Below are 22,252 nucleotides of genomic sequence, written 5' to 3'. Positions count from 1 at the left end.
CCTCCTCCCGTGTTGAAATGACACTAGTATGGTATGTTACAATGATTTTCTAACAGTATATGCAAAATGAATAGCCTGTGCGATTCATACGATTTCACAAAAGGAGGTTTTCAATATGCTTTTTCGTAGCTACACCCCTCAGTTCTATAACGAAAACAAACAACTCATTCCTAATAGTATCGCTACGATAGAAAGCGTTATGATAAATAATCGAAAACAAACTCTCCTTATGCGTGGACAAAACGTAGAGCAACCTATTTTATTATGCTGTCACGGCGGACCTGGGATGGCACAAATCGGATTTATTCGCCATTTTCAAAAAGAATTAGAGAAGCAATTTATTGTTATTAATTGGGATCAGCGCGGGGCTGGTAAATCCTTTTCAATGAAAGATTTCGGAGCAAATTTCACAATTGAACAATTCGTTTCCGATGCAAAAGAAGTGATTCAATATGTACTTAAAAGGTTCAACAAACAAAAACTATTTCTCGCTGGTCATTCTTGGGGAAGTATTATTGGGCTTAACATAGCACATCAATATCCAAAGTATATCGAGGCTTACATCGGTATTGGGCAAATTGTACATATGAAACAAAATGAAGAATTGCTATATCAACATTTAATTCATTCTGCAAAAAAACATGATCATAAAAAAGCATTAGCTTCCCTTTTAAAATTAGGCAAACCACCATTTTTAGATACGAGACGTCTCATTATTCAAAGAAAGTGGCTTGGCACATTTGGAGGCGCAATCCAAAACGGATCTTCCTTTTCTTTCATACGAAAAGGTTTCTTTTCTCCTGAGTATACGCTATTAGATTGGTTCAAGTTTCTCGCAGGAAATTTAAAATCTGGAATTTTATGGGAAGAAATGCTGACAATCGATTTCTTTTCTTCTATCTCAAGTTTATCTATTCCAGTTTATTTTTGTTCTGGTCGCTATGATTATCAAACTCCTTATGCACTCGTTCAGGAATATTGCGATATTATTGAAGCGCCTATAAAAAAGATGATTTGGTTCCCAAATTCAGCACATTCTCCTGATTTAGAAGAACCAGAATTATTCGCTAATTCTTTGCAATCAATTAAACAAGAGCTAGCTTTTCAGCATTAGTAACAAAAGGCTCTTTTACATTTCATAGAAAACATTTTATAATAATATGTCGCAAGTATGTATAAACATCGCAAAATGTTTCATATTTACTTGTCTTAACAGAATAAAAATTTAGGGAGATTACATTTATTATGAACGCTGTACTCGTCGCAGTAGCAATTATGCTATTGCTTAGTTTGTTACGTGTCCAGGTCATTGTCGCCATCATTGTTGGAGCTTTAACAGGCGGAATTATCGGCGGACTCGGTATTTCAGAAACGATTAACACTTTTACAACTGGTCTTGGAAACAGTGCTCCAATCGCTTTAAGTTATGCAATGCTTGGTGGTTTCGCTATTTCCCTTTCCAAAACAGGACTTCCAGATGCTATGATTCAAACTGCATTAAAATGGATTGGCAATGAACAAGACACGAAAAAACAAGTTTATTCTAAAATACTTATTTTATTCATTATTTTAACGATGGCTTGTTTCTCACAAAATGTGATTCCTGTTCACATTGCTTTCATCCCCATCTTAATTCCAGCACTTTTAAAAGTATTAAATGAGCTGAAAGTGGATCGCAGACTTGTCACATGTATTATTACATTTGGATTGATTACTCCTTATATGTGGATCCCTGCAGGATTCGGAAAAATTTATCATGACGTATTACAAACCAACGCTGCGCAAAGCGGCCTTACATTTGATGTCACACTTATTCCAAAAGCAATGACTATTCCAGCAATTGGTATGATTATTGGATTATGTGTAGCGGTATTCATTACGTACCGAAAACCTCGTACGTATGAAACAGAACAAATTCATACTACCGAAAATGAAATCGTTCCCTATACAAAACGTAGCATTACTTTCGGGTTATTATCTATCATTGCTACATTAACTGTTCAATTAACAACAGAATCAATGATTTTTGGTGCTTTAGCAGGTATTATCGTCTTATCGGTTAGTGGCAGTCTACCACTTAAAGAAGCAGATGCGATATTAACAAGCGGAATGCGTATGATGTCCTTTATTGGCTTTGTTATGATTGCTGCCGCTGGATTCGGTGCTGTTCTTCGAAAAACAGGACATGTTGAATCTCTGGTGCAAACGAGTGCACATATAATCGGAAATAACAAACCACTCGCTGCATTTCTTATGCTCGTTATTGGACTTCTCGTTACAATGGGAATTGGTTCATCCTTTTCAACCATCCCTATCTTAACAACCATTTTTGTACCTCTTTGCATTCAGCTTGGATTTAGTCCAATGGCCACAATTGCAATTATCGGTACAGCCGGAGCACTAGGTGACGCAGGATCTCCAGCATCGGATAGTACCCTTGGACCAACATCCGGTTTAAATGCTGATGGTCAGCACCATCATATATGGGATACATGTGTACCCACTTTTCTACATTACAATATACCGTTACTTATATTTGGTTTTATTGCCGCAATTACATTATAAAAAGGTGCGTATAAAACGCACCTTTTACTTTTTTATTTTTCCTTTTAATTGTTGAAAAGCTAATTTTCCATTATCTTTGACATAGCTTTCAATTGCCGGTAGTGATGAACCTATCCATTCACACTCTATGCTCCCATTAGGTCCAACAATTTTTAATTTATCTGGTATATGTATATTTAGAAATCTCGCTGACCGAATTAACTCAATAGCAATCTGATCACTTGAGGTTACAATTCCATCTATATACGGATTGTTTTGCAATAATGTAATAAATTGTTTATTTGTATACCCTTGTACACATTCTTCTCGATAAGAGATTCCTTCATCCCAAACAGCGTCTAAAAACCCTGCTATATAATCTTCCATTTCTTCACGTTCTTCTCCCTCACCGAAATATGCAAGAAAGTGACACCCTTTCTCTTTTAATAAAGAAACAGCTCTCTGTCCACTTTCATAATAATTTCTATGTGATTGTTGCTCATCGATCACAACAAACGGAAATGGAATTTCTCCTACACTTTTAAAAACTGCTCTCGTCAAAATAACACCTGCAATGTTATTTTGCTTCAGCATATGTATGTATCTATCTTTATTCTCTATATTACAAATAATGATTTGATAGCCTTCTTTATATGCTATTTCCTCAATACAATGTAGCAAAGTGATGTTTGATTGGTTACATAAATTATCTACAAGTAATGCAATTATCGTTGAATTCTCTTTAAATAGTGGCTTCGCTGCACTGTTTGGCCTATAACGTAATTCTTCAATTGCTTCCTTTACTTGTTTTACTGTGTCCTCATGAACGTATCCTTTTTCATTAATAACTCGTGAAACGGTTGCGACTGAAACACCTGCCAATTTTGCAACATCACGTATAGTTGCCACATCGTCACCCCTTAATATGGTAATAGATTACAATTTTACGGTAACCTAAATTACACTATCCGTCAAGATTAATAACTCACATTTCTGAAAATTGTTACATCATTTCACTAAACGATACTCCAACTGAATTTCATGTAAAATTGGGATATTATCATATCCAATACGTGGAATTTCTTTCTTTATTTTTCGCGCCTCCTCTACCGCATTCACATATAAATTAGTCATTACAAAATTACGTTTTTGGTAAAATCGTAACGCATTCATATTATCATTTGTTGTAATAAGCCAAACCTGTCTGCACCGTTCTTCTTCTGCAACTTGTAATACACAATCCACAAGTTTCGTCCCTATTCCTTTTCTTTCTTCAAAGCTATCTAGCGATACAATTTCACACATATTTCCGGTCACTTCATACGTTATAATTCCGATTATTCTGTCATCTGAGAGCGCAACAAATCCTGGCAACTCTTCTAACTGGTGTCCCTTACCACGTGAAACCATCAATGAACTTCCCCAGTTCTTACACATGAACATTCGGATTGTTTCTTTCATCGCTGGCGTAATTTTTTGTATATGCAGCATTTCCTATTTCTCCCCTTTTATATCATTGTGATACAATATAAGTGTATCACATGTAACGGTATTTGGAGGATGAGGTAAAGTATGAAACGTTTTTTTGCAGCATTGTTTACTATACTAGGTGCAATAACTGCCCTTGGGATTTTCTTTACAAATAAAGTGATGTACTTAAAGAAAAAAACAGAGGAAGAAGTACTCGAAAGAGAAACGAAAAAACATTTTCGTATAGAGGATTTTGATGCTCTTCATAAAGAAGAAATTCATATCCCTTCACAATTCGGATACGACCTTCACGGATATTACATTCCTGCTGGTCATTCCAATAAGTTTATGGTTTTTTGCCACGGTGTAACTGTAAATAAAATAAACTCTGTAAAATATGCAAACTTATTCTTAAAAAGGGGATATAATGTCCTCATTTACGATCATCGTCGTCATGGTAAAACTGGCGGAAAAACAACAAGCTATGGATACTATGAAAAGCATGATTTGAAATCCGTAGTTGACTGGCTAAAAAACCGTTTTGGAACCAATATTACACTTGGTATTCATGGTGAATCTATGGGAGCCGCAACAATTCTTCAATACGCAGGACTTGTAGAAGATGGCGCTGATTTCTATATTGCAGATTGTCCTTTCTCTGATTTTCACGGACAATTACAGCACCGTTTAAAGGTTGAATTCCATTTACCAAAATGGCCTTTATTACCTTTAGCAAACGCATTTTTAAAAGTTCGTGACGGTTATACAATTCGTGAAGTTTCACCAATCGACTGTATAAAAAACATTAACAATCCCGTTCTCTTTATTCATAGTAAAGATGACGACTATATTTTAGCTGATATGACAAAAGCGTTATATGAAGCGAAAGAAAATAATAAGCAACTTTATATTGCAGAACACGGTGCACACGCTTGCTCTTATAACGAAAATAAAGAAGAGTACGAAGCAGCCATCGATCAATTTTTAAACACATATGTGAAAGAAACAAAAAACAGGCTTGCATAAGCCTGTTTTTTTATTGCGCTAAAACGTCTGTAACTTGTTCCATATTTTCAGAAATCCATTGCATTGCATCATCTAACGTTGGAAATTCTGTCGTTTGAAATGTTACTTCATCTTGAAGTAACCAAACATCCTTTACCTCTTGTCCTACACCTGCAATGGACCAATGTAACAAACTATATGGATGATTATCATTCAAAAATGATGCCCACGTGCGCTCATTTGCAATGTTTCGTAATGTATGTAATTGTTTATCCATCTCTCGTCACCTTACTCTAGTCAGTTATGAAAACTATTATAACACTCTCTTCTTTCTCAAACAAAGTGCTCTTTTTTCCCCGCTATTTGCGGGCAGTAAAACTCCCACCTCAAAATTCGGCTGAAACAAAGAAGTTAGGCAGGAGATTAACTGCCCCTAAAAGCCCGATTGGTTCAAATAATAATTAGTGGTGGATGCCTCCCCCACTAATTAAAGTTTCACTTTATATTGCCAAGCACTTCCCTTGATTATATGATGAAATTAAGCGTTTGGGAAGGAGGGATAACGTTGGCAAAAGTACAAATTAAAGTAAATGATAATGGCTCTTTTCGCGTTACAGGGGACGTGGAATTAGTCGACTCACAAGGGAATGTATTCCCAGCAAAACCGGCATTTTCTTTATGCCGTTGTGGTTTATCAAAAAATATGCCTTATTGCGACGCTTCGCATAAAGGTAAATTCGAGTCTGTTGTTAGAGCACCAGAGGCAGAATAATTTTACATGTGACATGCACATTTTTTTGTGCATGTTTTTTCTTTTTAGCAACTCCGTTATATCCCTTCTCCTTACAACATTTCTAATACTTTTATTTCCATTCCAGCCTGCATATATTTTCACACAATTCTTCACATTCGAATATTTTTTACTAGCCTTTTATTTTTTTTGTGCTATAATTTGAGCAAACAGCATCCTTCGGGGTCGGGTGAAATTCCCAACCGGCGGTGATGAAGTGAAAACTTCTAAGTCCGTGACCCGTTTTCAACTCGAAAACGGTGGATCTAGTGAAACTCTAGGGCCGACAGTATAGTCTGGATGGGAGAAGGATATGTTTCTAGTTTTTTATATAGTGAATACACTTTTATTTCAGTATGCATATTTTTAAAGATTCATTTTGATTCTTTATATATGTTTAATTTTCTATACTTATTTTTTATACTGAAATAAAAAGAGACAACTAGCGTTTAAAAATTCGATATTTTGCTAGGTTTTTTCCTTATGCAGAAATATCAATTATCGTTAGGTTTCTTTCCTATGCTTTCGTATTCAAACTATATTTCTAGAAATCACGTCTCCCAAACCCCAAGGATATTAAATCCTTGGGGTTTTTTGATTTTTTTAGGAGAGGTGAAGAAAATGACAGATCAAGAATATATGAGGATTGCCCTGCAGTTAGCAGAAGGAACATCAGGACAAACAAGTCCAAATCCTATGGTTGGTGCTGTTGTTGTAAAAGATGGAAACATCGTTGGTATGGGGGCTCATTTACGGGCTGGTGAAGAACACGCAGAAGTTCATGCCCTTCAAATGGCTGGTCAGAACGCCAAAGACGCTACCGTTTATGTAACACTGGAACCGTGTAGCCACTTTGGAAAAACACCACCTTGTTGTGAATTGCTCATCGAAAAAGGAGTTAAGCGTGTTGTAATTGCTACTCTCGATTGTAATCCGCTCGTTTCTGGTAACGGAAAAAGAAGATTAGAGGAAGCTAGAATTGAAGTAACTACCGGTGTTCTTGAAGCAGAAGCAGTTTTATTAAATCGCTACTTTTTTCACTACATGAAAACGAAACGCCCTTTTGTAACAATCAAAACAGCGATGAGCTTAGATGGAAAAACAGCAACTGTAACTGGTGAAAGTAAGTGGATTACAGGTGAAGAAGCACGTGCTGATGTTCACCAATATCGCCATACACATGATGCAATTCTTGTTGGAGTGAATACAGTTATAGCTGATAATCCTCATTTAACAACAAGAATTCCAAATGGTGGGAAACATCCTATTCGCGTTGTTTTAGATACCCATTTACGAACACCACCATCTTCTCATGTTATAACAGATGGTTTAGCACCTACATGGATTATTGTCGGTAAGGATGTAAAGAAAGAGAAGATATCTTCTTATGAATCTAAAAATATAGCTATATTCCAAATGGAAACGAAGCATATAGAAATCGAGGACCTTCTTTCCTTTCTTGGAGAAAAACAAATTCTTTCTCTATTCGTTGAAGGTGGCCAATCGATTCATGCAAGTTTCTTAAAAACAAACAATTTTAATGAAATTGTAACCTATATAAGCCCGAAATTAATTGGTGGGAAAGATGCTCCTACTTTATTTGGAGGAAATGGTTTTTCAAAATTACAAGATGCGCTTTCCTTGAAAATTCAAGAGATGAAACAAATTGGTGATGATATAAAAATCGTTGCGAATGCCCGAAACGAGGTGACAAAATGTTTACAGGAATTGTAGAAGAATTAGGAACGATAGCAAACATGCAACAAAGCGGAGAAGCGATGAAATTAACGATTCATGCAAAGAAAATTTTATCAGATGTTCACTTAGGTGATAGTATCGCGGTTAACGGTATTTGCTTAACTGTAACAAGCTTTACAACTACTTCATTTACAGTTGATGCAATGCCTGAAACGATGCAGTCGACATCACTTCGCATGCTTAAACCGCACTCTAAAGTAAATTTAGAGCGAGCAATGGCTGCAAACGGACGATTCGGTGGACATTTCGTTTCAGGACATATTGATGGCATCGGAACGATTTTAAATAAAAAACAACATTACAATGCCGTCTATTACAAAATAGCAATTTCTGATGAACTGCTGCGCTATTGTTTGCATAAAGGATCCATTGCTGTTGATGGAACGAGTTTAACGATATTTGATATAGACGAATCTTCCATAACAATTTCACTCATCCCGCACACAGTAAGCGAATCTGTCATTGGAGAAAAAAATGCCGGAGATATCGTAAACATTGAGTGTGACATGATTGGTAAATATATCGAACGCTTTATTACTAAACCTACAAAACGAGTAGGTTCAATGACTGAAAGCTTTTTACAAGAAAACGGATTTCTATAAGGGGGAAGCACAATGTTTCATCGTATTGAAGAAGCTCTAGAAGATTTAAAACAAGGTAAAGTCGTTATCGTATGTGATGATGAAAACCGAGAAAATGAAGGCGATTTTATTGCTTTAGCAGAGTACATTACACCAGAAACAATTAATTTTATGATTACACATGGCCGTGGTCTCGTTTGTGTACCGATTACAGCCGGGTACGCAGAACGTCTACAATTAGAACCAATGGTATCTCATAATACAGATTCACATCATACTGCGTTTACAGTGAGCATTGACCATGTTTCTACAACAACAGGGATTAGCGCTCACGAACGTGCAACTACGATACAAGAATTGTTAAACCCCGCATCAAAAGGCGCTGATTTCAATCGACCTGGACATATCTTTCCATTAATTGCGAAAGAAGGCGGTGTCCTGCGTCGTGCAGGTCATACAGAAGCTGCTGTTGATTTAGCGAAGCTATGCGGTGCCGAACCAGCTGGAGTTATTTGCGAGATTATAAATGAGGACGGCACGATGGCACGTGTACCTGATTTAATAGAATGCGCAAAACAATTTGATATAAAAATGATTACAATAGAAGATTTAATTGCTTACCGCCGCCATCATGAAACACTTGTGACGAGAGAGGTGGAAATTACATTACCTACAGATTTCGGTACTTTCCACGCAATTGGCTATTCTAACTCATTAGATACGAAAGAACATATCGCACTTGTAAAAGGTGATATTTCAATAGGTGAACCGGTACTTGTGCGTGTTCATTCTGAATGCTTAACAGGAGATGTATTCGGTTCACATCGCTGCGATTGCGGACCACAACTCCATGCAGCACTTGCTCAAATTGAGCGTGAAGGAAAAGGTGTTCTTCTTTATATGAGACAAGAAGGAAGAGGCATTGGGCTTCTTAATAAGCTTCGTGCTTATAAATTACAAGAAGAAGGATTCGATACTGTAGAAGCAAATGAAAAACTCGGCTTCCCTGCTGATCTTCGTGATTACGGTATCGGAGCACAAATATTAAAAGATTTAGGTTTACAAAGTTTACGATTATTAACGAATAACCCAAGAAAAATTGCTGGCTTACAAGGTTACGATTTAGAAGTAGTCGAGCGTGTACCGTTGCAAATGCCAGCAAAAGAAGAGAATAAATCGTATTTACAAACGAAAGTAAACAAATTAGGACACTTACTAAACTTATAATTAAAGGAGAGATTTATTATGGTATTCGAAGGTCATTTAGTTGGTACAGGATTAAAAGTTGGAGTTGTTGTTGGACGTTTTAACGAATTTATTACAAGTAAGTTACTTGGCGGCGCTTTAGACGGATTAAAGCGTCACGGTGTAGAAGAAAATGATATTGATGTTGCTTGGGTTCCTGGTGCATTTGAAATTCCTTTAATCGCTAAAAAGATGGCTAGTAGCGGAAAGTATGATGCTGTTATTACATTAGGTACTGTAATCCGAGGTGCTACAACTCACTACGATTACGTTTGTAATGAAGTAGCAAAAGGTGTTGCGTCTTTATCACTACAAATGGACATCCCAGTTATTTTCGGCGTATTAACGACAGAAACAATTGAACAAGCGATTGAACGCGCAGGTACGAAAGCTGGTAATAAAGGATATGAATCAGCTGTTGCTGCAATTGAAATGGCTCACTTATCAAAACAATGGGCATAAAAAAAGAGGCTGCGGCCTCTTTTTATTTTTTCACCTTTTTTTGTACATCTTTTATTAATTCATTCATCGTTTTTCCTTCTGTTTTTATATGAAGAGCTTGTGCTGTTCTCCATACATTCTCTCTTTTTTTCGCTTCTTCTATAATAGTAATTTCTTTTCTAACTTCCTTTAAATCTTTTCCTTCCGTTTTCAATCCAAAATGTTCAGCTTTCGTTCGAAAGTGTTGTTCGATTCTTTGTTGCATCTCTTTTTGTTCAGGATTTTCAGCAGCCTTAACTGGATCAGAACTTATTGCTTTTATTAAAATTAAACAAGTCATAATCGCTAATATGTATTTGTACATGTAAAATCCTCCAACCCAATATAAATTACATATTTACTATGTACAACTAGGGCTTGGAAAATTCGTCCACAAAAATTCTTTTTTCCGCTCAAAAACCAATAATATCAAGCGTTCACAACTATTTATTACATTTTATTTACAAAAAAAGCAAACCCTTTTACAAGTTTGCTTTTTCATCTATCTTATAATGCACATTCTTCAATCTCAAATCCTAAATCTGCAATCATACCCCAGTCCGCAGTCGGCTCTTGTCCAGCTGTCGTTAAGTAGTCCCCGACAAAAATAGAATTTGCTGCAAATAAACCGATTGGCTGTACAGAACGTAAATTGATTTCACGTCCTCCTGAAATACGAATTTCTTTTGTCGGGTTTACAAAACGCATCATTGCCAGTACTTTTAAACATTCTACTGGCGTTAACTCTTTTTGCCCTTCAAGAGGTGTTCCCTTTACAGCAACAAGGAAATTACAAGGGATAGAATCTGCATCTATACGTTGTAATTCAAATGCAATTTCAGCACGCTCTTCAATTGTTTCTCCCATGCCAAAAATCGCTCCAGAGCATGGGGAAATGCCCGCTTGTTTCGCTTTTTGAACTGTATCAACACGATCATCATACGTATGAGTTGAACAAATACTATCGTAATTATTTTCATGTGTATTTAAGTTGTGGTTATAACGATGCACGCCCGCTTCCGCTAAACGTCCTGCTTGATCTTCATTTAAGAAACCTAAACAACAACAAATCTTCAAGTCTGTCGTTTCACGAATTTCCTTAACTGCACCAATTACGTGATTTACCTCTTTATCCGTCGGACGACGACCAGACGCTACAATACAATATGTACCTGCTTTACGGCGTATTGCTTCATGTGCCCCTTCTACAATCTTCTCCTGCGTTAACCATGCATATTTATCAATCGGTGCTTCTGAAATAATAGACTGTGAGCAATATCCACAATCTTCAGGACATAATCCAGATTTCGTATTAATAATCATATTCAATTTTACTTTCTTACCAAAGTGATGATGGCGAATAATGTAAGCCGCATTCATAATTTCTAAAACTTCTGTATCATCAGCTTCTAATATCGCTATTGCATCTTCTTTCGTAATCATCTTCTCTTCCACTACGTCGTATGCAAGTTTTTTCCAATCCCTTTTTGTTTGTACTTGTTTCATTTCATCTCTTCCCCTCTTTTGTTATATGTATAAATAAAGCATGATACGTTGCCATTATCCCTTCATTTCCCGTGAAGTCTCTTTCGTATATGCGTAGCATCGCACGAAAGAGTGAGGGACTTTGACAATATGATCCTTCATTGCTATTAGTCGCTCCTACTTTTCGAATAGAATGTAGAAATTCCTTAACTTCTGTAAAACTCTCTATGTAACATGTTTCAGAAACATGCACATCCCCTGTTTCTATCTTGCATATATGAAGCAACTGATCTTTCGAATAAAAACGTTGACCAATCGATGTTTCATTTTTTATATTTCTTTCTTCTTTCGCACGTTGGAACGAAGCATGCAATTCTTGAAATGTTTCATGTCCAAACGTTGAAAAGAGTAATATCCCATCTATAGACAAATGTTGAAATAAATTTCTTAACACTTGTTGTAAATTATTTAACCATTGAAATGTAGCATTTGAAATAATGACATCATATGATTCTTCTAATCGTAATCGCTCAATATCTTCACAGTGAAACGTTACATTTTTTACATTTTGTCTAGTTTGCGCAATTGCAATCATACTTTCAGCAAAATCAACTGCTGTAATATGTGCTTTCGGAAATAACTTTGATAATTGCTCTGTTACATACCCCGTCCCGCACCCCAGTTCTAAAATACGTATTGATGCTGTTTCACTATATCGTTCCTTTAAGATTGAAAGTAATGAATGTGCCATCTTTTTTTGTACATTTGCATATCGATCGTAAGATACGGCTGCCCCATTAAACCGTTTTTGTAGTAACGTTTTGTTGATCATGTCGTATCCCCTCTACAAATTGAATTATCTCATTTGCGCAATATTCAAAATTCGTTACACATAACGCATGCCCTGCATCACTTACTACTTTCAGCTCGCTGCTGCTATTCTCCGTCATACTACGTGCCGCAGACAATGGGCATATTACATCCTGTTCTCCGTGAATAAGTAGTATAGGTACTTTAATTTCTTTTAGTTCTTCTCTCATATCTGTTTCTATTAAATAATCCAAACCTAGTTGTAAAGACTGAATAGAATCACCTTTAAAACGGTCTACAATGTCTTCAAAGTTTTTATTCTCTTTTAGCTCATCTTTCGTAAACATATTTTCATAAAACCGCTTGAGCGTATCTTCTTTCCTTCTCGCCAAATTCCTTTTCAGCCGTTCTACATGCAAAGCATTCCATCCGTTACTATAGTCGCTCGTATTTGTAAATTTAGCAGTACCACCAATTAATACGATGCCTTTTGCCTGAATCTTTTTATAAGCTTCAACTGCTGCTAACGCTCCTAGTGACCAACCAACTAAAATTACGTTGTCGTTATGCGCTACATCTATAATTCGTTCCACAAATTCACTTCGTTCGTTCACATTACGCCAATCTATGCATTGAACAGGATATCCTTTAAAATACGGAATTACTAAATCCCAAATATTCTCTTCCATTCCCCATCCGGGGATAAAAATAACCTTTAGCTCGTTCATACGAAAATCTCCTCTTCTTTCGCAATGTGAATAATTCGGTCAATAGCCCATTTTAAATCAGCTATTGTATGTTGCGATGTAACTGCAAAGCGAATTCGAGAACTATGAACCGGCACAGTTGGCGGACGAATTGCAATGGCCGCAATCCCTGCCTCTTGCAACCTTTTACTAAACCGTAAAGCATGTTCATTTGAACCGACTACAATCGGTACAATATGAGTTGAGCTATTCCCAATATCAAAACCAGCATCCCTTAATTTAGTTCTGAAGTATTCTCCATTTGCTATAAGGTTCTCTCTTCTTTCGTTATCTTCTTTTACAATTTCAATTGCTTTTTGCACTGCTCCTAACGTACTTGGTGGTAAAGCTGTAGTAAAAATAAAGCTTCTCATCATATTTTGTAAATACTCTATATAAATTTCATCACCTGTCAAATACGCACCATAACACCCTAAAGCCTTGCTAAACGTCCCCATATGTATATCAATTTTTTGAGCAAGATTTTTTTCTATATGAGATAACCCAGCTCCGCCGATTCCATATATTCCACTCGCATGTGCTTCATCGACTATAATGATTGCCCCGTATTTCTCTTTCAGCTGTACTAAATCTCTCAAATAAGCAGTATCACCATCCATACTAAAAATTGTATCAGTTACGATTAATTTCCGCTTTTCAGGTGACGCTGTTTTCAACAGCTTCTCTAAATGATCCAAATCATTATGACGATATCTTTTATGCTCTGCCCCGCTTAATATGATTCCATCAACAATACTTGCGTGATTTAACTTATCATTAAAAACAATATCGTGCCGAGAGGCTAAAGAAGATATGGCACCTATATTTGCCGTATACCCACTATTTACAATTAAAGCTCTTTCAGTACCTTTCCAGTCACATATGCTTCTCTCAACCTCTTCATATAATGGATGATTTCCTACAACGAGACGAGAGGCAGTCGCTCCAGTTCCATATCTTTTTGTACAGGCAATAGCAGCTTCTTTTAACCTTTCATCTCCAGCTAACCCTAAATAATTATTTGACGCTAAATTTAACATCCTTTTTTTATCTCGAATAAGCCAAGTCTCTTCTGCCTTCTCTGTTACATATAAATTTCGATACTGCCCTTGCTCATGTAATTGTTGTAATTTAGATTGAAGATGCGCCCGCCACGTTTGATTCATTTTGGATAAACTCCTCTAATTTTGAAATCATAATATGTTCTTTTGCAGATTCTAATACTTCTTCTTTCGTAAACTCACCTTCAAAGAATGGTAATAATCCTAAAACTGGTACCCCGCTCAGCTCTTCAATCATCTCTTTATTTTCTTGCACTCTTTCCATTTCACATTCTTTGCAACCTGATAAAATGACACCCGCTACGGTTAAGCCATGCGCCTTTGCGTAAGCAATCGTTAACACTGTATGATTTACTGTTCCTAATGTAGGACGAGCTACTACAATAAGAGGCAACTGTAATTCTGTTGCAAAATCTATTACTAAAGCATCTTCTGTATATGGGACAGCAAGCCCACCTGCTCCTTCTACAAATAAGCTATTAAACTCTTTTAATAGTTCATTATAGTAATCAGTAATTTCTTTTAACTTTACTACTCTTCCAGCTCTTTTCATGGCAAGTCTCGGAGCAAGTGGTTCTTCAATAGAATAAGGGCAAATTTCATTTTCTTGTGTCGGTACACCTGATAGTACTTTTAACCTTGCCGCATCTCCCTCAGGGTTTGATGCAACATGCCCACTTTGTAACGGTTTATATACCCCTACGTTATATCCTAATTCTCTAAATACACCTGCTATAGCACCTGCAACTACTGTTTTTCCAACTTCAGTATCAGTTGCTGTTATGAAAAAACCACTCATTATTCTCCCTCCGTAACATCTGAGATTGCCTTATATAAAATGCGTAACATATCATCAATCTCTTCAAAAGTAGAAGCAAGTGGTGGCATAAATACAATCGTGTTACCTAGCGGTCGTAAAATCATACCCAGCTCTCTTGAGCGTTTACATACTTGAACACCGACTCTTTCTGTCCAGTCAAACGCTTCTTTCGTTTCCTTATTCTTCACAAGCTCAATACCAACCATTAATCCGCACTGACGAATATCACCTACATGTTTATAGGCAAAGAGCTTTTCTAATTGCGCTGTCACATAATCCGTTTTACGTGCCACTTCTTCTATTAAATTTGTTTTTTCATATAGTTCTAGATTCGCGATTGCTACGGCACACCCTAACGGATTACCTGTGTAGCTATGTCCATGGAAAAATGTTTTTTGTTCTTCATATTCTCCTAAGAAGGCATTATATATTTCATCTGTCGTTACCGTAACTGCAATTGGTAAATATCCACCTGTTAAACCTTTCCCAGCAGTTAAAATGTCTGGCGTCACATTTTCATGTTCACACGCAAACATTTTCCCTGTACGCCCAAATCCAGTCGCTACCTCATCTGTAATAAATAATACATTGTACTTTGTACATAAATCGCGCAGTCCTTTTAAATATCCTTTTGGCATTGTAATCATTCCGCCAGCACCTTGCATTAATGGCTCTACAATGATGGCAGCTACTTCTTCATGCTTTTCTTTCAACAATTCTTCCATTTCTTCTAAATGGCTTTTTACAATTTCCTCCTTATTATTTCCGTAAGGAGAACGATATGTATATGGATACGGCATTTTAATCGCATCAAATAAGAGCGAACTATACACTTGGTGAAACAAGTCTATTGCCCCTACTGAAACAGCTCCAATTGTATCACCGTGATATGCTTCTTTTAATGTAACAAATCTTTGTTTCTTTGGTTTCCCTTTATGCTGCCAATATTGGAAAGCCATCTTAATTGCAATTTCAACAGCGGTAGAACCTGAATCAGAATAGAATACCTTCTTCAACCCATCTGGTACAACCTCAATAATTTTTTCTGCTAATAAAATAGATGGAACGTTAGCAAGTCCTAACATAGTAGAATGAGCAATTTTATTTAATTGCTCACGAATTGCTGCATCTAATTCCGGTACTTGATGTCCGTGAACATTTAACCATATAGATGAAACACCATCCCAATATTCATTACCATTTACATCGTATAGTTTTCTTCCCTCTCCACGTTCAATAATGACAGGATCTTCTTCTAAATAATCTTTCATTTGTGTAAATGGGTGCCATACGTAAGCTTTATTTTTCTCTGCTAATTCTTCATATGTATAAGATGATTTTTCAATTGTTCTACTATTTATTGTCACAACTGTCACCCCTAATGTTAACTTGTTTATAAATATAGTTAACATTAAATCCGAATGACTGTCAATTATTTTAAAATCAAATAGTTCTTAAAAAAGAACAACTTATCATACGATAAGTTGTTCTACTTTCCATGCTGTATCTTTCCAATTTCTAAAATAATTTCTTCATCTTTTTTCCCCTCTGTATCAATTCCAAGTTGCTTAGCGTGCTCAATTAATAAATCATGGCGCTTCTCAAACCTAGCGGTATTTACTTCTTTCGTAACCTCTTCTTTTGTTTTCCCCTCAGTAGAAACTCCTAGTTTTTCTGCTGCTTTTTCCATTGATTTCTTCTCTTCTATTTCTTTTACTTTCTTCACTTCTGACTGTTGTATTTGCTTTTGTTTCAACTGCTCTGATTCAGCCGCAAAAGCTGTGTAAATTCCAGCACTTCCTCCAATAACTAATAAAGTGGTAAAAAGAATTATTTTTTTCTTCACTCTTTCCTCCCCCTTTCAAATTCATTATAACGTACATTTTTACAGCGTTAAAAACAATTCTCCTTTATTTCCCTAAAAAATATTTAATATTTTTATTGACATGTAAGATGAAAATATGATAAAAATTTAACTAACATCATATGAATCGGCGTTGATAGGATTTAGTAGTATTTCGATTTCTGATTTCAGAGAGCTGGTGGTCGGTGCGAACCAGTACAGAGCGAATTATGAATTACCCCCTGGAGCTTCTTTTACGAAACGTGAGGAGTAGTGAAAGACGGTTATAGACCGTTATGTCTAAAGAGTGGTGAAACGACACTGTTTCACAATTTAGGGTGGTACCGCGAATTTTTCGTCCCTGCATATATTGCAGGGGCGTTTTTTATTTTATAAGCGCATATCATATGACCCTTTATTTTGTGATACATTCATTTCACAAGCTAGGGTGGTACCGCGATTTCTTCGTCCCTGCATAATTATATGCAGGGACGTTTTTTTATCCAATCATTTCCGTATCATATAGAAGGACTAACAATTACCGGTAATTTGTCACAAAATTCTAAATTTTAGAAGGAAATATACAATATTGGCGAATTTTATATAAAAAAGAGCTATTTTACATTACTTAGGAGGGGAAAACAATGGTTTCAAAAATTGAGTCTGTTCTTTTAACAACTTTTATCTTTTTCTGTATTGGTTTTAGTGTTATTCAATTAGAAGTTTCACCACACATCCCAATTTTATTTGGTATCGTTCTTTTATTAGCATTTGGATTCCTGAAGAGAATCTCTTGGTCTACTATGGAGAAAGGGATGATCAGTAGTATTTCAGCTGGTATTCCATCTATATTTATTTTCTTACTTGTAGGCGTATTAATTAGCGTTTGGATCGCAGCTGGAACTATTCCAACTTTAATGGTATACGGCTTCCAACTTGTATCTCCAAAAATTTTCGTTCCAACTGTTTTTGTTGTTTGTGCAATTGTTGGAACTAGTATCGGTAGTGCATTTACAACTGCTGCAACTGTAGGACTTGCCTTTATGGGAATGGGTACTGCCCTTGGATACGATCCAGCTCTTATTGCTGGTGCAATTATTTCTGGTGCATTCTTCGGAGATAAAATGTCTCCTTTATCTGATACAACAAACTTAGCGCCTGCTGTAACAGGTGTAGATTTATTTGAACATATTCGTAACATGCTTTGGACAACAGTGCCAGCTTTCATTATTGCATTTATCGCATTTTTCATTTTAGGAAGCGGATCTGGTGGAAACGTTGATTTCTCAGCATTTATTAACACATTAGAAAAAAATGCAACGATTTCTATCGTTACGCTGATTCCTATTTTATTACTGTTCCTATTCGCATTTAAAAAGGTACCCGCAGTTCCAACATTACTTGCAGGAATTGTGGTAGGGATTATTATTCTCTTTATTTTTAAACCTAGCACTTCTTTAGCTGATTTAATAAAAATTATGCAAGACGGTTACGTTTCTAAAACTGGTATCAAAGACATTGACAGCTTATTATCTCGCGGTGGCCTGCAAAGTATGATGATGTCAATTGCTCTTATTTTCCTAGCTCTTTGTATGGGAGGATTATTACAAGGAATGGGTATTATAGCGCAGCTGATGAATATTATCTCTAGCTTCGTAAAAACTAGTACACGCTTAATTATTTCTACTGCTTCAACTGCAATTGGTGTAAACTTCTTACTTGGTGAGCAGTACTTATCCATCGTTTTAACAGGACAAGCATTTGCTAATAAATACGATGAAGTCGGTTTAGAACGTCGTAATTTATCACGAGTATTAGAAGATGCTGGTACAGTAATTAATCCACTCGTACCATGGGGTGTCAGTGGCGTATTCTTAACAAACGTTCTTAGCGTTCCAACATTCGATTACTTGCCATACGCAATCTTCTGTTTAGCGTGTCCAGTCGTAACCATTATCGTCGGCTTTACTGGATTCGGTCTTTCATGGAAAAAAGAAAAAGCAGTACCAGTTTCATAATATAACAAAAAGGATTACCAAATCGGTAATCCTTTTTATATTTCTCGACTATCTATTCGCTTTCTTTCTTCTAAATAACATAAGTAATCCCGCTCCAACAAACGCAAGACCAGCTCCAATTGTAGAAGCAATACTTGCACCTGTTTTCGGTAAATCACGTTCATCTTTTTCAGCTTCTTTATTTTCACTTACAGTTGTTGTTTCTTTTGTATTTTGATCATCTGTTGTAGTTTGTCCAGATCCGGTATTATTTCCATCTTGCTTTGGTTCATTACCATTATTACCTTCTTCTGTTGGTGGTGTTGGGTTTTCTCCATTACCTGTTGGCGGTGTCGTCGGATTTTCTCCACCACCTGTTGGCGGTGTCGTTGGATTTCCTTCACCACCTGTTGGCGGTGTCGTTGGATTTCCTTCACCAGTTTCTTTATCATCATTCTTCTTCGTTATATCAATTGCATATTTAGCAAATTCATTTTCAGATGGTCCAACATATGAAATCTTTCCATCTTTCTTTATATACTTTTGTGCATTTGGTGAAGAATCAAATGTTGTATTTAATTTATCTGCAACAATCGGTTTAAATGTCCAATTTTGATCAGCTGCTGGATCAATATCTTTTATTTTTTGCATATACTTCACAATGATTTGACGTGTTTCATCTTGTGATTGGTATACAACTTCCCCTTTACTTACACCTGGGAACGTTTGGCTACTTCCACGATAGTTATTTGTAGCGACGATGAACTCTTGCTTGTCAGCTACTGGCTTACCTTCATATGTCATATTTACAATACGATTAGCATTTGCATTTACAACTTTTCCATCTTTATCGTATTTCGCCGGTTGTGTTACATCAATTTCGTATTTTAAGCCATCTAAAATATCGAAGTTATATGTAGGATAGCCTATATTTACTAACGGCTGTTCTTCTGTTTTCTTTGGATCAATTTGATTAAACTGACCTGCAGACATTTCAAGCCATTCTTTCACTTGTGCCCCATTTACTTTTACAGCATATAACGTATTTGGATACACGTATAAATCTGCAACGTTTTTAATTGCTAACGTTCCAGCTGGAATATCCGTATAATATGTAGCACCGTTTCGGCCACCTGCTTTAAATGGTGCGCCTGCAGATAAAACCGGAATATCTTTAATCTCTTCGTACTCTGGTTTTTTAAGTTCTTGTTCTACATACCATTTTTGCGCATTTGTCACAATTTGTACGGAAGGATCATCTTGTACTAATGAAAAATAACTATTAATTGGTGCTTTCGTTTTACCTACAGGTGTATTTACATAGTCGATTGTCGCTTGATGCTCATCTTTAATTTCATTAACTAATTTTTGATCAGATTCTACTAATGGGGTACCTTTACTATTAGCAATCGGGCGAAGTTGTGGCTTAGATTGATCTTTTTGTACTTCCCATTTTCCGTTTACCTTTTTCAATTGCATATCAATAATACCTAAGTTACTTCCAAAGACACCAGGCATTACAACTGGAACACCATTAAATACATCCTTCACTTCAGTATGTGAATGTCCCATTAATACTGCATCTACGCCAGGAACTTCTGTCGCTAAATAAAACGATGAATTTTCCATTCCTTCGTTGTATCCACTCTTATCAACACCTGAATGCGCTAGTGCAACTATAATATCCGCACCTTGCGCCTTCATTTCCGGAACTAATTTTTTCGCTGTTTGCACAATATCTTTTGCCTTTACTTTTCCTTCTAAATTCGCTTTATCCCAATTCATAATTTGTGGTGGAACAAATCCCATTACACCAATCTTCACTATTTGTTTTTGGCCTGCTTCATCCACTACTTCTTTCTCTAAAATATGATATGGTTTATCAAAGTAATGCTCGTCATTCTCATCATTACCATCATGGTCATCTCTGTAGACATTCGAGTTAATAACCGGGAAATCCGTTTTTTCAATCACTTTATTTAAATAATCTAAACCGTAGTTAAATTCATGATTCCCAAGAGAGATGACGTCATACTTCATTAAATTCATTACACGATATAATGGATGTGTATAACTAGGATCCACACGATTCTTCGGATCTTTTATTTTATTCGCTACGTAATCCCCAAGCGGTGTCCCTTGTAATGCATCCCCATCATCAAATAGGACAGAGTTTTTCACTTCTTCACGTGCTTTATTAACGAGTGTTGCCGTTTGTACAAGACCTACTTTATTATCTGTTTTCGTTTGATAATAATCGTAATTCATTAAGTTAACGTGAATATCTGATGTTTCTAGAATTCGTAAGTTAACTGTACTCTCCCCAGTGTTCTCATCTGCATGAGCTGTTGCTGGCATTACTTGCGGTGCCATTACACCAATCGCAAGAGTTGCTCCAGCTAGCATTTTTTTTGACTTTTTCACAAAAAATCCCCCTTATACAATTACCAGAAATAATGAAATGAATCCCTATCTGTCTCTAACCACATACCTTTTTTCTTCTATTAGAGACACAATTTTCATTTCACCCTGCGCTAACGAGTAGTCCCCTTAAACGCTCGATTGATGAAGACTAACAATTAATAGGAAATAAAGCTCCCACTAATTAAAATTTCACCTTATCTGACATTATCATATATAAAGTTCTTTCCTATCGTCAATATTTTTTGACAAACTTCAACAAATTTTCTGTAAAGTTATTATAAACTTTTCATAAACATATAATATGCCCTTACATTGCTAATACTGCTGAATATGATACAATTACCAATTACAAGGAGGATGAATTTATGAAAAAAGTCATCTTAACAATTGTTTGTCTCCTCCTTCTGATCATTTCTTATTCTTATTTTGAAAAGAACGACGAGACAAAACAAAATGAACCCGAAGAAAAAACAGAAAAAACATCTGCCCCAAGTTGGATTGATAAGCAAACAAACGATTCCTTTTATCATCTCGTACTAGGTGATTCGCTCGCCAAAGGATATGGATCAACACAAGGTGGATTTGCTGAATTAGCCTCTAAACAAATAGAAGCACAAATTCATAAACCAATTACTGTAGAAAACCTTGGGATAAACGGTCTTACAACAGATCGTCTCGCTAAAAAAGTTCAATCAGAAGATGTAAAGCAAAAAATTAGAGCAGCAAATATCATTACAATTAATATTGGGGGAAATAATTTATTTCGCTTAAATCGTGATGTCGGTGTTATAGACGGTATTAAAATGTTAAATAAAGAAAAAGCTCATTTTGAAGCGGATGTAAAAAATATTGTAAAGACAGTCCGAGATCAAAATCCGGATGCTTTACTCATTCTTTCTGAACTCTATAACCCGTTACAACTCGATGACTCCATCGCAAGTTATGCAGATATGTTTTTAGACGGCTGGAATGAATCCGTTTATTCCATTGCAAAAGTGAATCAACCATCTATCGTTTTGCCAATTCGTAAATTAATATCGAATGATAAAAAAGAATTGCTCTTTGACCAAGTACACCCAAATGATAAAGGCTATACGATTATTGCCGATTCATTTACAAAAAAAGTATTGGCCTACAAATATTAAAATTCCCATGAAACAATTCTATTTTTATAACATGTCTTTTTTGTTACA

The 22,252-nt window shown here is 36.1% G+C and carries 22 protein-coding genes, 1 riboswitch and 1 other annotated feature; of the genes, 10 read left to right on the top strand and 12 right to left on the bottom strand.

Going from position 1 to position 22,252, the window contains the following annotated elements:
* The first annotated feature begins 115 nt into the window (after window positions 1-115).
* Together IBT51_RS05025 and IBT51_RS05020 are read left to right on the top strand one after the other, a co-directional pair.
* Window positions 116-1,114, top strand: a complete 999-nt coding sequence (locus IBT51_RS05025; RefSeq protein WP_069356165.1) for an alpha/beta fold hydrolase — start codon at window positions 116-118, stop codon at window positions 1,112-1,114.
* Window positions 1,115-1,245: 131 nt separating this feature from the next.
* Window positions 1,246-2,565 carry a Na+/H+ antiporter family protein gene (locus tag IBT51_RS05020; protein ID WP_000994810.1) on the top strand — a complete coding sequence of 440 codons (1,320 nt, stop codon included), beginning with the start codon at window positions 1,246-1,248 and terminating at the stop codon, window positions 2,563-2,565.
* Between the two features lie 24 nt (window positions 2,566-2,589).
* Here IBT51_RS05020 and IBT51_RS05015 read toward each other — a convergent pair whose 3' ends face one another.
* Complete coding sequence (locus tag IBT51_RS05015) at window positions 2,590-3,453, bottom strand: LacI family DNA-binding transcriptional regulator (protein ID WP_200458051.1); 864 nt, start codon at window positions 3,451-3,453, stop codon at window positions 2,590-2,592.
* A 99-nt stretch (window positions 3,454-3,552) separates the two neighbouring features.
* Window positions 3,553-4,035, bottom strand: coding sequence for a GNAT family N-acetyltransferase (locus tag IBT51_RS05010; protein ID WP_000902441.1), 483 nt, complete (start codon window positions 4,033-4,035; stop codon window positions 3,553-3,555).
* A gap of 81 nt (window positions 4,036-4,116) precedes the next feature.
* Between IBT51_RS05010 and IBT51_RS05005 the strand changes: the two genes are divergently transcribed.
* Window positions 4,117-5,040 (top strand): alpha/beta hydrolase, encoded by a 924-nt coding sequence (locus tag IBT51_RS05005; protein WP_000819228.1) that lies wholly within the window; start codon window positions 4,117-4,119, stop codon window positions 5,038-5,040.
* 10 nt (window positions 5,041-5,050) lie between these two features.
* Here the strand turns inward: IBT51_RS05005 and IBT51_RS05000 are convergent, their stop codons facing one another.
* Window positions 5,051-5,296: a DUF2552 family protein gene (locus IBT51_RS05000; RefSeq protein ID WP_000360796.1), complete on the bottom strand. Its 246-nt coding sequence runs from the start codon at window positions 5,294-5,296 to the stop codon at window positions 5,051-5,053.
* A 288-nt stretch (window positions 5,297-5,584) separates the two neighbouring features.
* Between IBT51_RS05000 and IBT51_RS04995 the strand changes: the two genes are divergently transcribed.
* From IBT51_RS04995 to ribH, 5 genes are all read left to right on the top strand, one after another.
* Window positions 5,585-5,791: a CDGSH iron-sulfur domain-containing protein gene (locus IBT51_RS04995; RefSeq protein ID WP_001151582.1), complete on the top strand. Its 207-nt coding sequence runs from the start codon at window positions 5,585-5,587 to the stop codon at window positions 5,789-5,791.
* A 190-nt stretch (window positions 5,792-5,981) separates the two neighbouring features.
* Window positions 5,982-6,125, top strand: a riboswitch (FMN riboswitch).
* A gap of 305 nt (window positions 6,126-6,430) precedes the next feature.
* On the top strand, window positions 6,431-7,543 hold the full coding sequence (ribD, locus tag IBT51_RS04990; RefSeq protein ID WP_000131988.1) for a bifunctional diaminohydroxyphosphoribosylaminopyrimidine deaminase/5-amino-6-(5-phosphoribosylamino)uracil reductase RibD: 1,113 nt from the start codon (window positions 6,431-6,433) through the stop codon (window positions 7,541-7,543).
* The gene (gene ribE, locus IBT51_RS04985; RefSeq protein WP_000493907.1) at window positions 7,525-8,169 is read left to right on the top strand and encodes a riboflavin synthase subunit alpha; all 645 of its coding nucleotides are present in this window, start codon (window positions 7,525-7,527) and stop codon (window positions 8,167-8,169) included. Before ribD ends, ribE begins: the two co-directional genes overlap by 19 nt.
* 12 nt (window positions 8,170-8,181) lie before the next feature.
* Window positions 8,182-9,375: a bifunctional 3,4-dihydroxy-2-butanone 4-phosphate synthase/GTP cyclohydrolase II gene (gene ribBA, locus IBT51_RS04980; RefSeq protein WP_000468981.1), complete on the top strand. Its 1,194-nt coding sequence runs from the start codon at window positions 8,182-8,184 to the stop codon at window positions 9,373-9,375.
* Between the two features lie 18 nt (window positions 9,376-9,393).
* Window positions 9,394-9,855 (top strand): 6,7-dimethyl-8-ribityllumazine synthase, encoded by a 462-nt coding sequence (gene ribH, locus IBT51_RS04975; RefSeq protein WP_000230895.1) that lies wholly within the window; start codon window positions 9,394-9,396, stop codon window positions 9,853-9,855.
* A 22-nt stretch (window positions 9,856-9,877) separates the two neighbouring features.
* Here ribH and IBT51_RS04970 read toward each other — a convergent pair whose 3' ends face one another.
* From IBT51_RS04970 to IBT51_RS04935, 8 genes are all read right to left on the bottom strand, one after another.
* Window positions 9,878-10,198, bottom strand: coding sequence for a hypothetical protein (locus tag IBT51_RS04970; RefSeq protein ID WP_000280032.1), 321 nt, complete (start codon window positions 10,196-10,198; stop codon window positions 9,878-9,880).
* Between the two features lie 182 nt (window positions 10,199-10,380).
* Window positions 10,381-11,379, bottom strand: a complete 999-nt coding sequence (gene bioB, locus IBT51_RS04965; protein WP_000815858.1) for a biotin synthase — start codon at window positions 11,377-11,379, stop codon at window positions 10,381-10,383.
* 1 nt (window position 11,380) lies between these two features.
* Window positions 11,381-12,190, bottom strand: coding sequence for a malonyl-ACP O-methyltransferase BioC (gene bioC / locus IBT51_RS04960; protein WP_000608911.1), 810 nt, complete (start codon window positions 12,188-12,190; stop codon window positions 11,381-11,383).
* Window positions 12,156-12,896 carry an alpha/beta fold hydrolase gene (locus IBT51_RS04955; RefSeq protein WP_200458052.1) on the bottom strand — a complete coding sequence of 247 codons (741 nt, stop codon included), beginning with the start codon at window positions 12,894-12,896 and terminating at the stop codon, window positions 12,156-12,158. The genes bioC and IBT51_RS04955 overlap by 35 nt, the downstream gene beginning before the upstream one ends.
* A complete protein-coding gene (bioF, locus tag IBT51_RS04950; protein WP_200458053.1) occupies window positions 12,893-14,080 on the bottom strand; it encodes an 8-amino-7-oxononanoate synthase in 1,188 nt (395 codons plus the stop codon). Before bioF ends, IBT51_RS04955 begins: the two co-directional genes overlap by 4 nt.
* A complete protein-coding gene (bioD, locus tag IBT51_RS04945) occupies window positions 14,046-14,774 on the bottom strand; it encodes a dethiobiotin synthase (RefSeq protein ID WP_053563696.1) in 729 nt (242 codons plus the stop codon). The genes bioF and bioD overlap by 35 nt, the downstream gene beginning before the upstream one ends.
* The gene (bioA, locus tag IBT51_RS04940; RefSeq protein WP_140155617.1) at window positions 14,774-16,207 is read right to left on the bottom strand and encodes an adenosylmethionine--8-amino-7-oxononanoate transaminase; all 1,434 of its coding nucleotides are present in this window, start codon (window positions 16,205-16,207) and stop codon (window positions 14,774-14,776) included. The genes bioD and bioA overlap by 1 nt, the downstream gene beginning before the upstream one ends.
* Before the next feature lie 77 nt (window positions 16,208-16,284).
* The gene (locus IBT51_RS04935; RefSeq protein ID WP_000726902.1) at window positions 16,285-16,641 is read right to left on the bottom strand and encodes a hypothetical protein; all 357 of its coding nucleotides are present in this window, start codon (window positions 16,639-16,641) and stop codon (window positions 16,285-16,287) included.
* A gap of 142 nt (window positions 16,642-16,783) precedes the next feature.
* Window positions 16,784-17,004: a binding site (T-box leader), on the top strand.
* Between the two features lie 278 nt (window positions 17,005-17,282).
* Between IBT51_RS04935 and nhaC the strand changes: the two genes are divergently transcribed.
* Window positions 17,283-18,656 (top strand): Na+/H+ antiporter NhaC, encoded by a 1,374-nt coding sequence (gene nhaC, locus IBT51_RS04930; RefSeq protein ID WP_069356173.1) that lies wholly within the window; start codon window positions 17,283-17,285, stop codon window positions 18,654-18,656.
* A gap of 48 nt (window positions 18,657-18,704) precedes the next feature.
* Here nhaC and cpdB read toward each other — a convergent pair whose 3' ends face one another.
* The gene (gene cpdB, locus IBT51_RS04925) at window positions 18,705-21,059 is read right to left on the bottom strand and encodes a bifunctional 2',3'-cyclic-nucleotide 2'-phosphodiesterase/3'-nucleotidase (protein WP_200458054.1); all 2,355 of its coding nucleotides are present in this window, start codon (window positions 21,057-21,059) and stop codon (window positions 18,705-18,707) included.
* Window positions 21,060-21,424: 365 nt separating this feature from the next.
* On the opposite strand from cpdB, the gene IBT51_RS04920 reads away from it, so the two are divergent.
* Window positions 21,425-22,204, top strand: a complete 780-nt coding sequence (locus IBT51_RS04920) for a GDSL-type esterase/lipase family protein (protein ID WP_078400490.1) — start codon at window positions 21,425-21,427, stop codon at window positions 22,202-22,204.
* The last annotated feature ends 48 nt before the right edge of the window (window positions 22,205-22,252 follow it).

This window comes from Bacillus sp. S71 (assembly GCF_016625265.1).
Lineage (GTDB): Bacteria > Bacillota > Bacilli > Bacillales > Bacillaceae_G > Bacillus_A > Bacillus_A cereus.
This window is presented reverse-complemented; position numbering and strand designations above follow the sequence as displayed.

What these genes read in the sequence shown, in the direction of transcription:
- ribE (WP_000493907.1), top strand. Translation starts at nt 7,525, where the DNA reads ATGTTTACAGGAATTGTAGAAGAATTAGGAACGATAGCAAACATGCAA.
- bioA (WP_140155617.1), bottom strand. Translation starts at nt 16,207, where the DNA reads ATGTTAACTATATTTATAAACAAGTTAACATTAGGGGTGACAGTTGTG.
- bioD (WP_053563696.1), bottom strand. Translation starts at nt 14,774, where the DNA reads ATGAGTGGTTTTTTCATAACAGCAACTGATACTGAAGTTGGAAAAACA.
- ribH (WP_000230895.1), top strand. Translation starts at nt 9,394, where the DNA reads ATGGTATTCGAAGGTCATTTAGTTGGTACAGGATTAAAAGTTGGAGTT.
- IBT51_RS05025 (WP_069356165.1), top strand. Translation starts at nt 116, where the DNA reads ATGCTTTTTCGTAGCTACACCCCTCAGTTCTATAACGAAAACAAACAA.
- ribD (WP_000131988.1), top strand. Translation starts at nt 6,431, where the DNA reads ATGACAGATCAAGAATATATGAGGATTGCCCTGCAGTTAGCAGAAGGA.
- IBT51_RS05020 (WP_000994810.1), top strand. Translation starts at nt 1,246, where the DNA reads ATGAACGCTGTACTCGTCGCAGTAGCAATTATGCTATTGCTTAGTTTG.
- bioB (WP_000815858.1), bottom strand. Translation starts at nt 11,379, where the DNA reads ATGAAACAAGTACAAACAAAAAGGGATTGGAAAAAACTTGCATACGAC.
- IBT51_RS04920 (WP_078400490.1), top strand. Translation starts at nt 21,425, where the DNA reads ATGAAAAAAGTCATCTTAACAATTGTTTGTCTCCTCCTTCTGATCATT.
- ribBA (WP_000468981.1), top strand. Translation starts at nt 8,182, where the DNA reads ATGTTTCATCGTATTGAAGAAGCTCTAGAAGATTTAAAACAAGGTAAA.
- IBT51_RS04970 (WP_000280032.1), bottom strand. Translation starts at nt 10,198, where the DNA reads ATGTACAAATACATATTAGCGATTATGACTTGTTTAATTTTAATAAAA.
- IBT51_RS05005 (WP_000819228.1), top strand. Translation starts at nt 4,117, where the DNA reads ATGAAACGTTTTTTTGCAGCATTGTTTACTATACTAGGTGCAATAACT.
- IBT51_RS05000 (WP_000360796.1), bottom strand. Translation starts at nt 5,296, where the DNA reads ATGGATAAACAATTACATACATTACGAAACATTGCAAATGAGCGCACG.
- IBT51_RS04955 (WP_200458052.1), bottom strand. Translation starts at nt 12,896, where the DNA reads ATGAACGAGCTAAAGGTTATTTTTATCCCCGGATGGGGAATGGAAGAG.
- bioC (WP_000608911.1), bottom strand. Translation starts at nt 12,190, where the DNA reads ATGATCAACAAAACGTTACTACAAAAACGGTTTAATGGGGCAGCCGTA.
- nhaC (WP_069356173.1), top strand. Translation starts at nt 17,283, where the DNA reads ATGGTTTCAAAAATTGAGTCTGTTCTTTTAACAACTTTTATCTTTTTC.
- IBT51_RS05010 (WP_000902441.1), bottom strand. Translation starts at nt 4,035, where the DNA reads ATGCTGCATATACAAAAAATTACGCCAGCGATGAAAGAAACAATCCGA.
- bioF (WP_200458053.1), bottom strand. Translation starts at nt 14,080, where the DNA reads ATGAATCAAACGTGGCGGGCGCATCTTCAATCTAAATTACAACAATTA.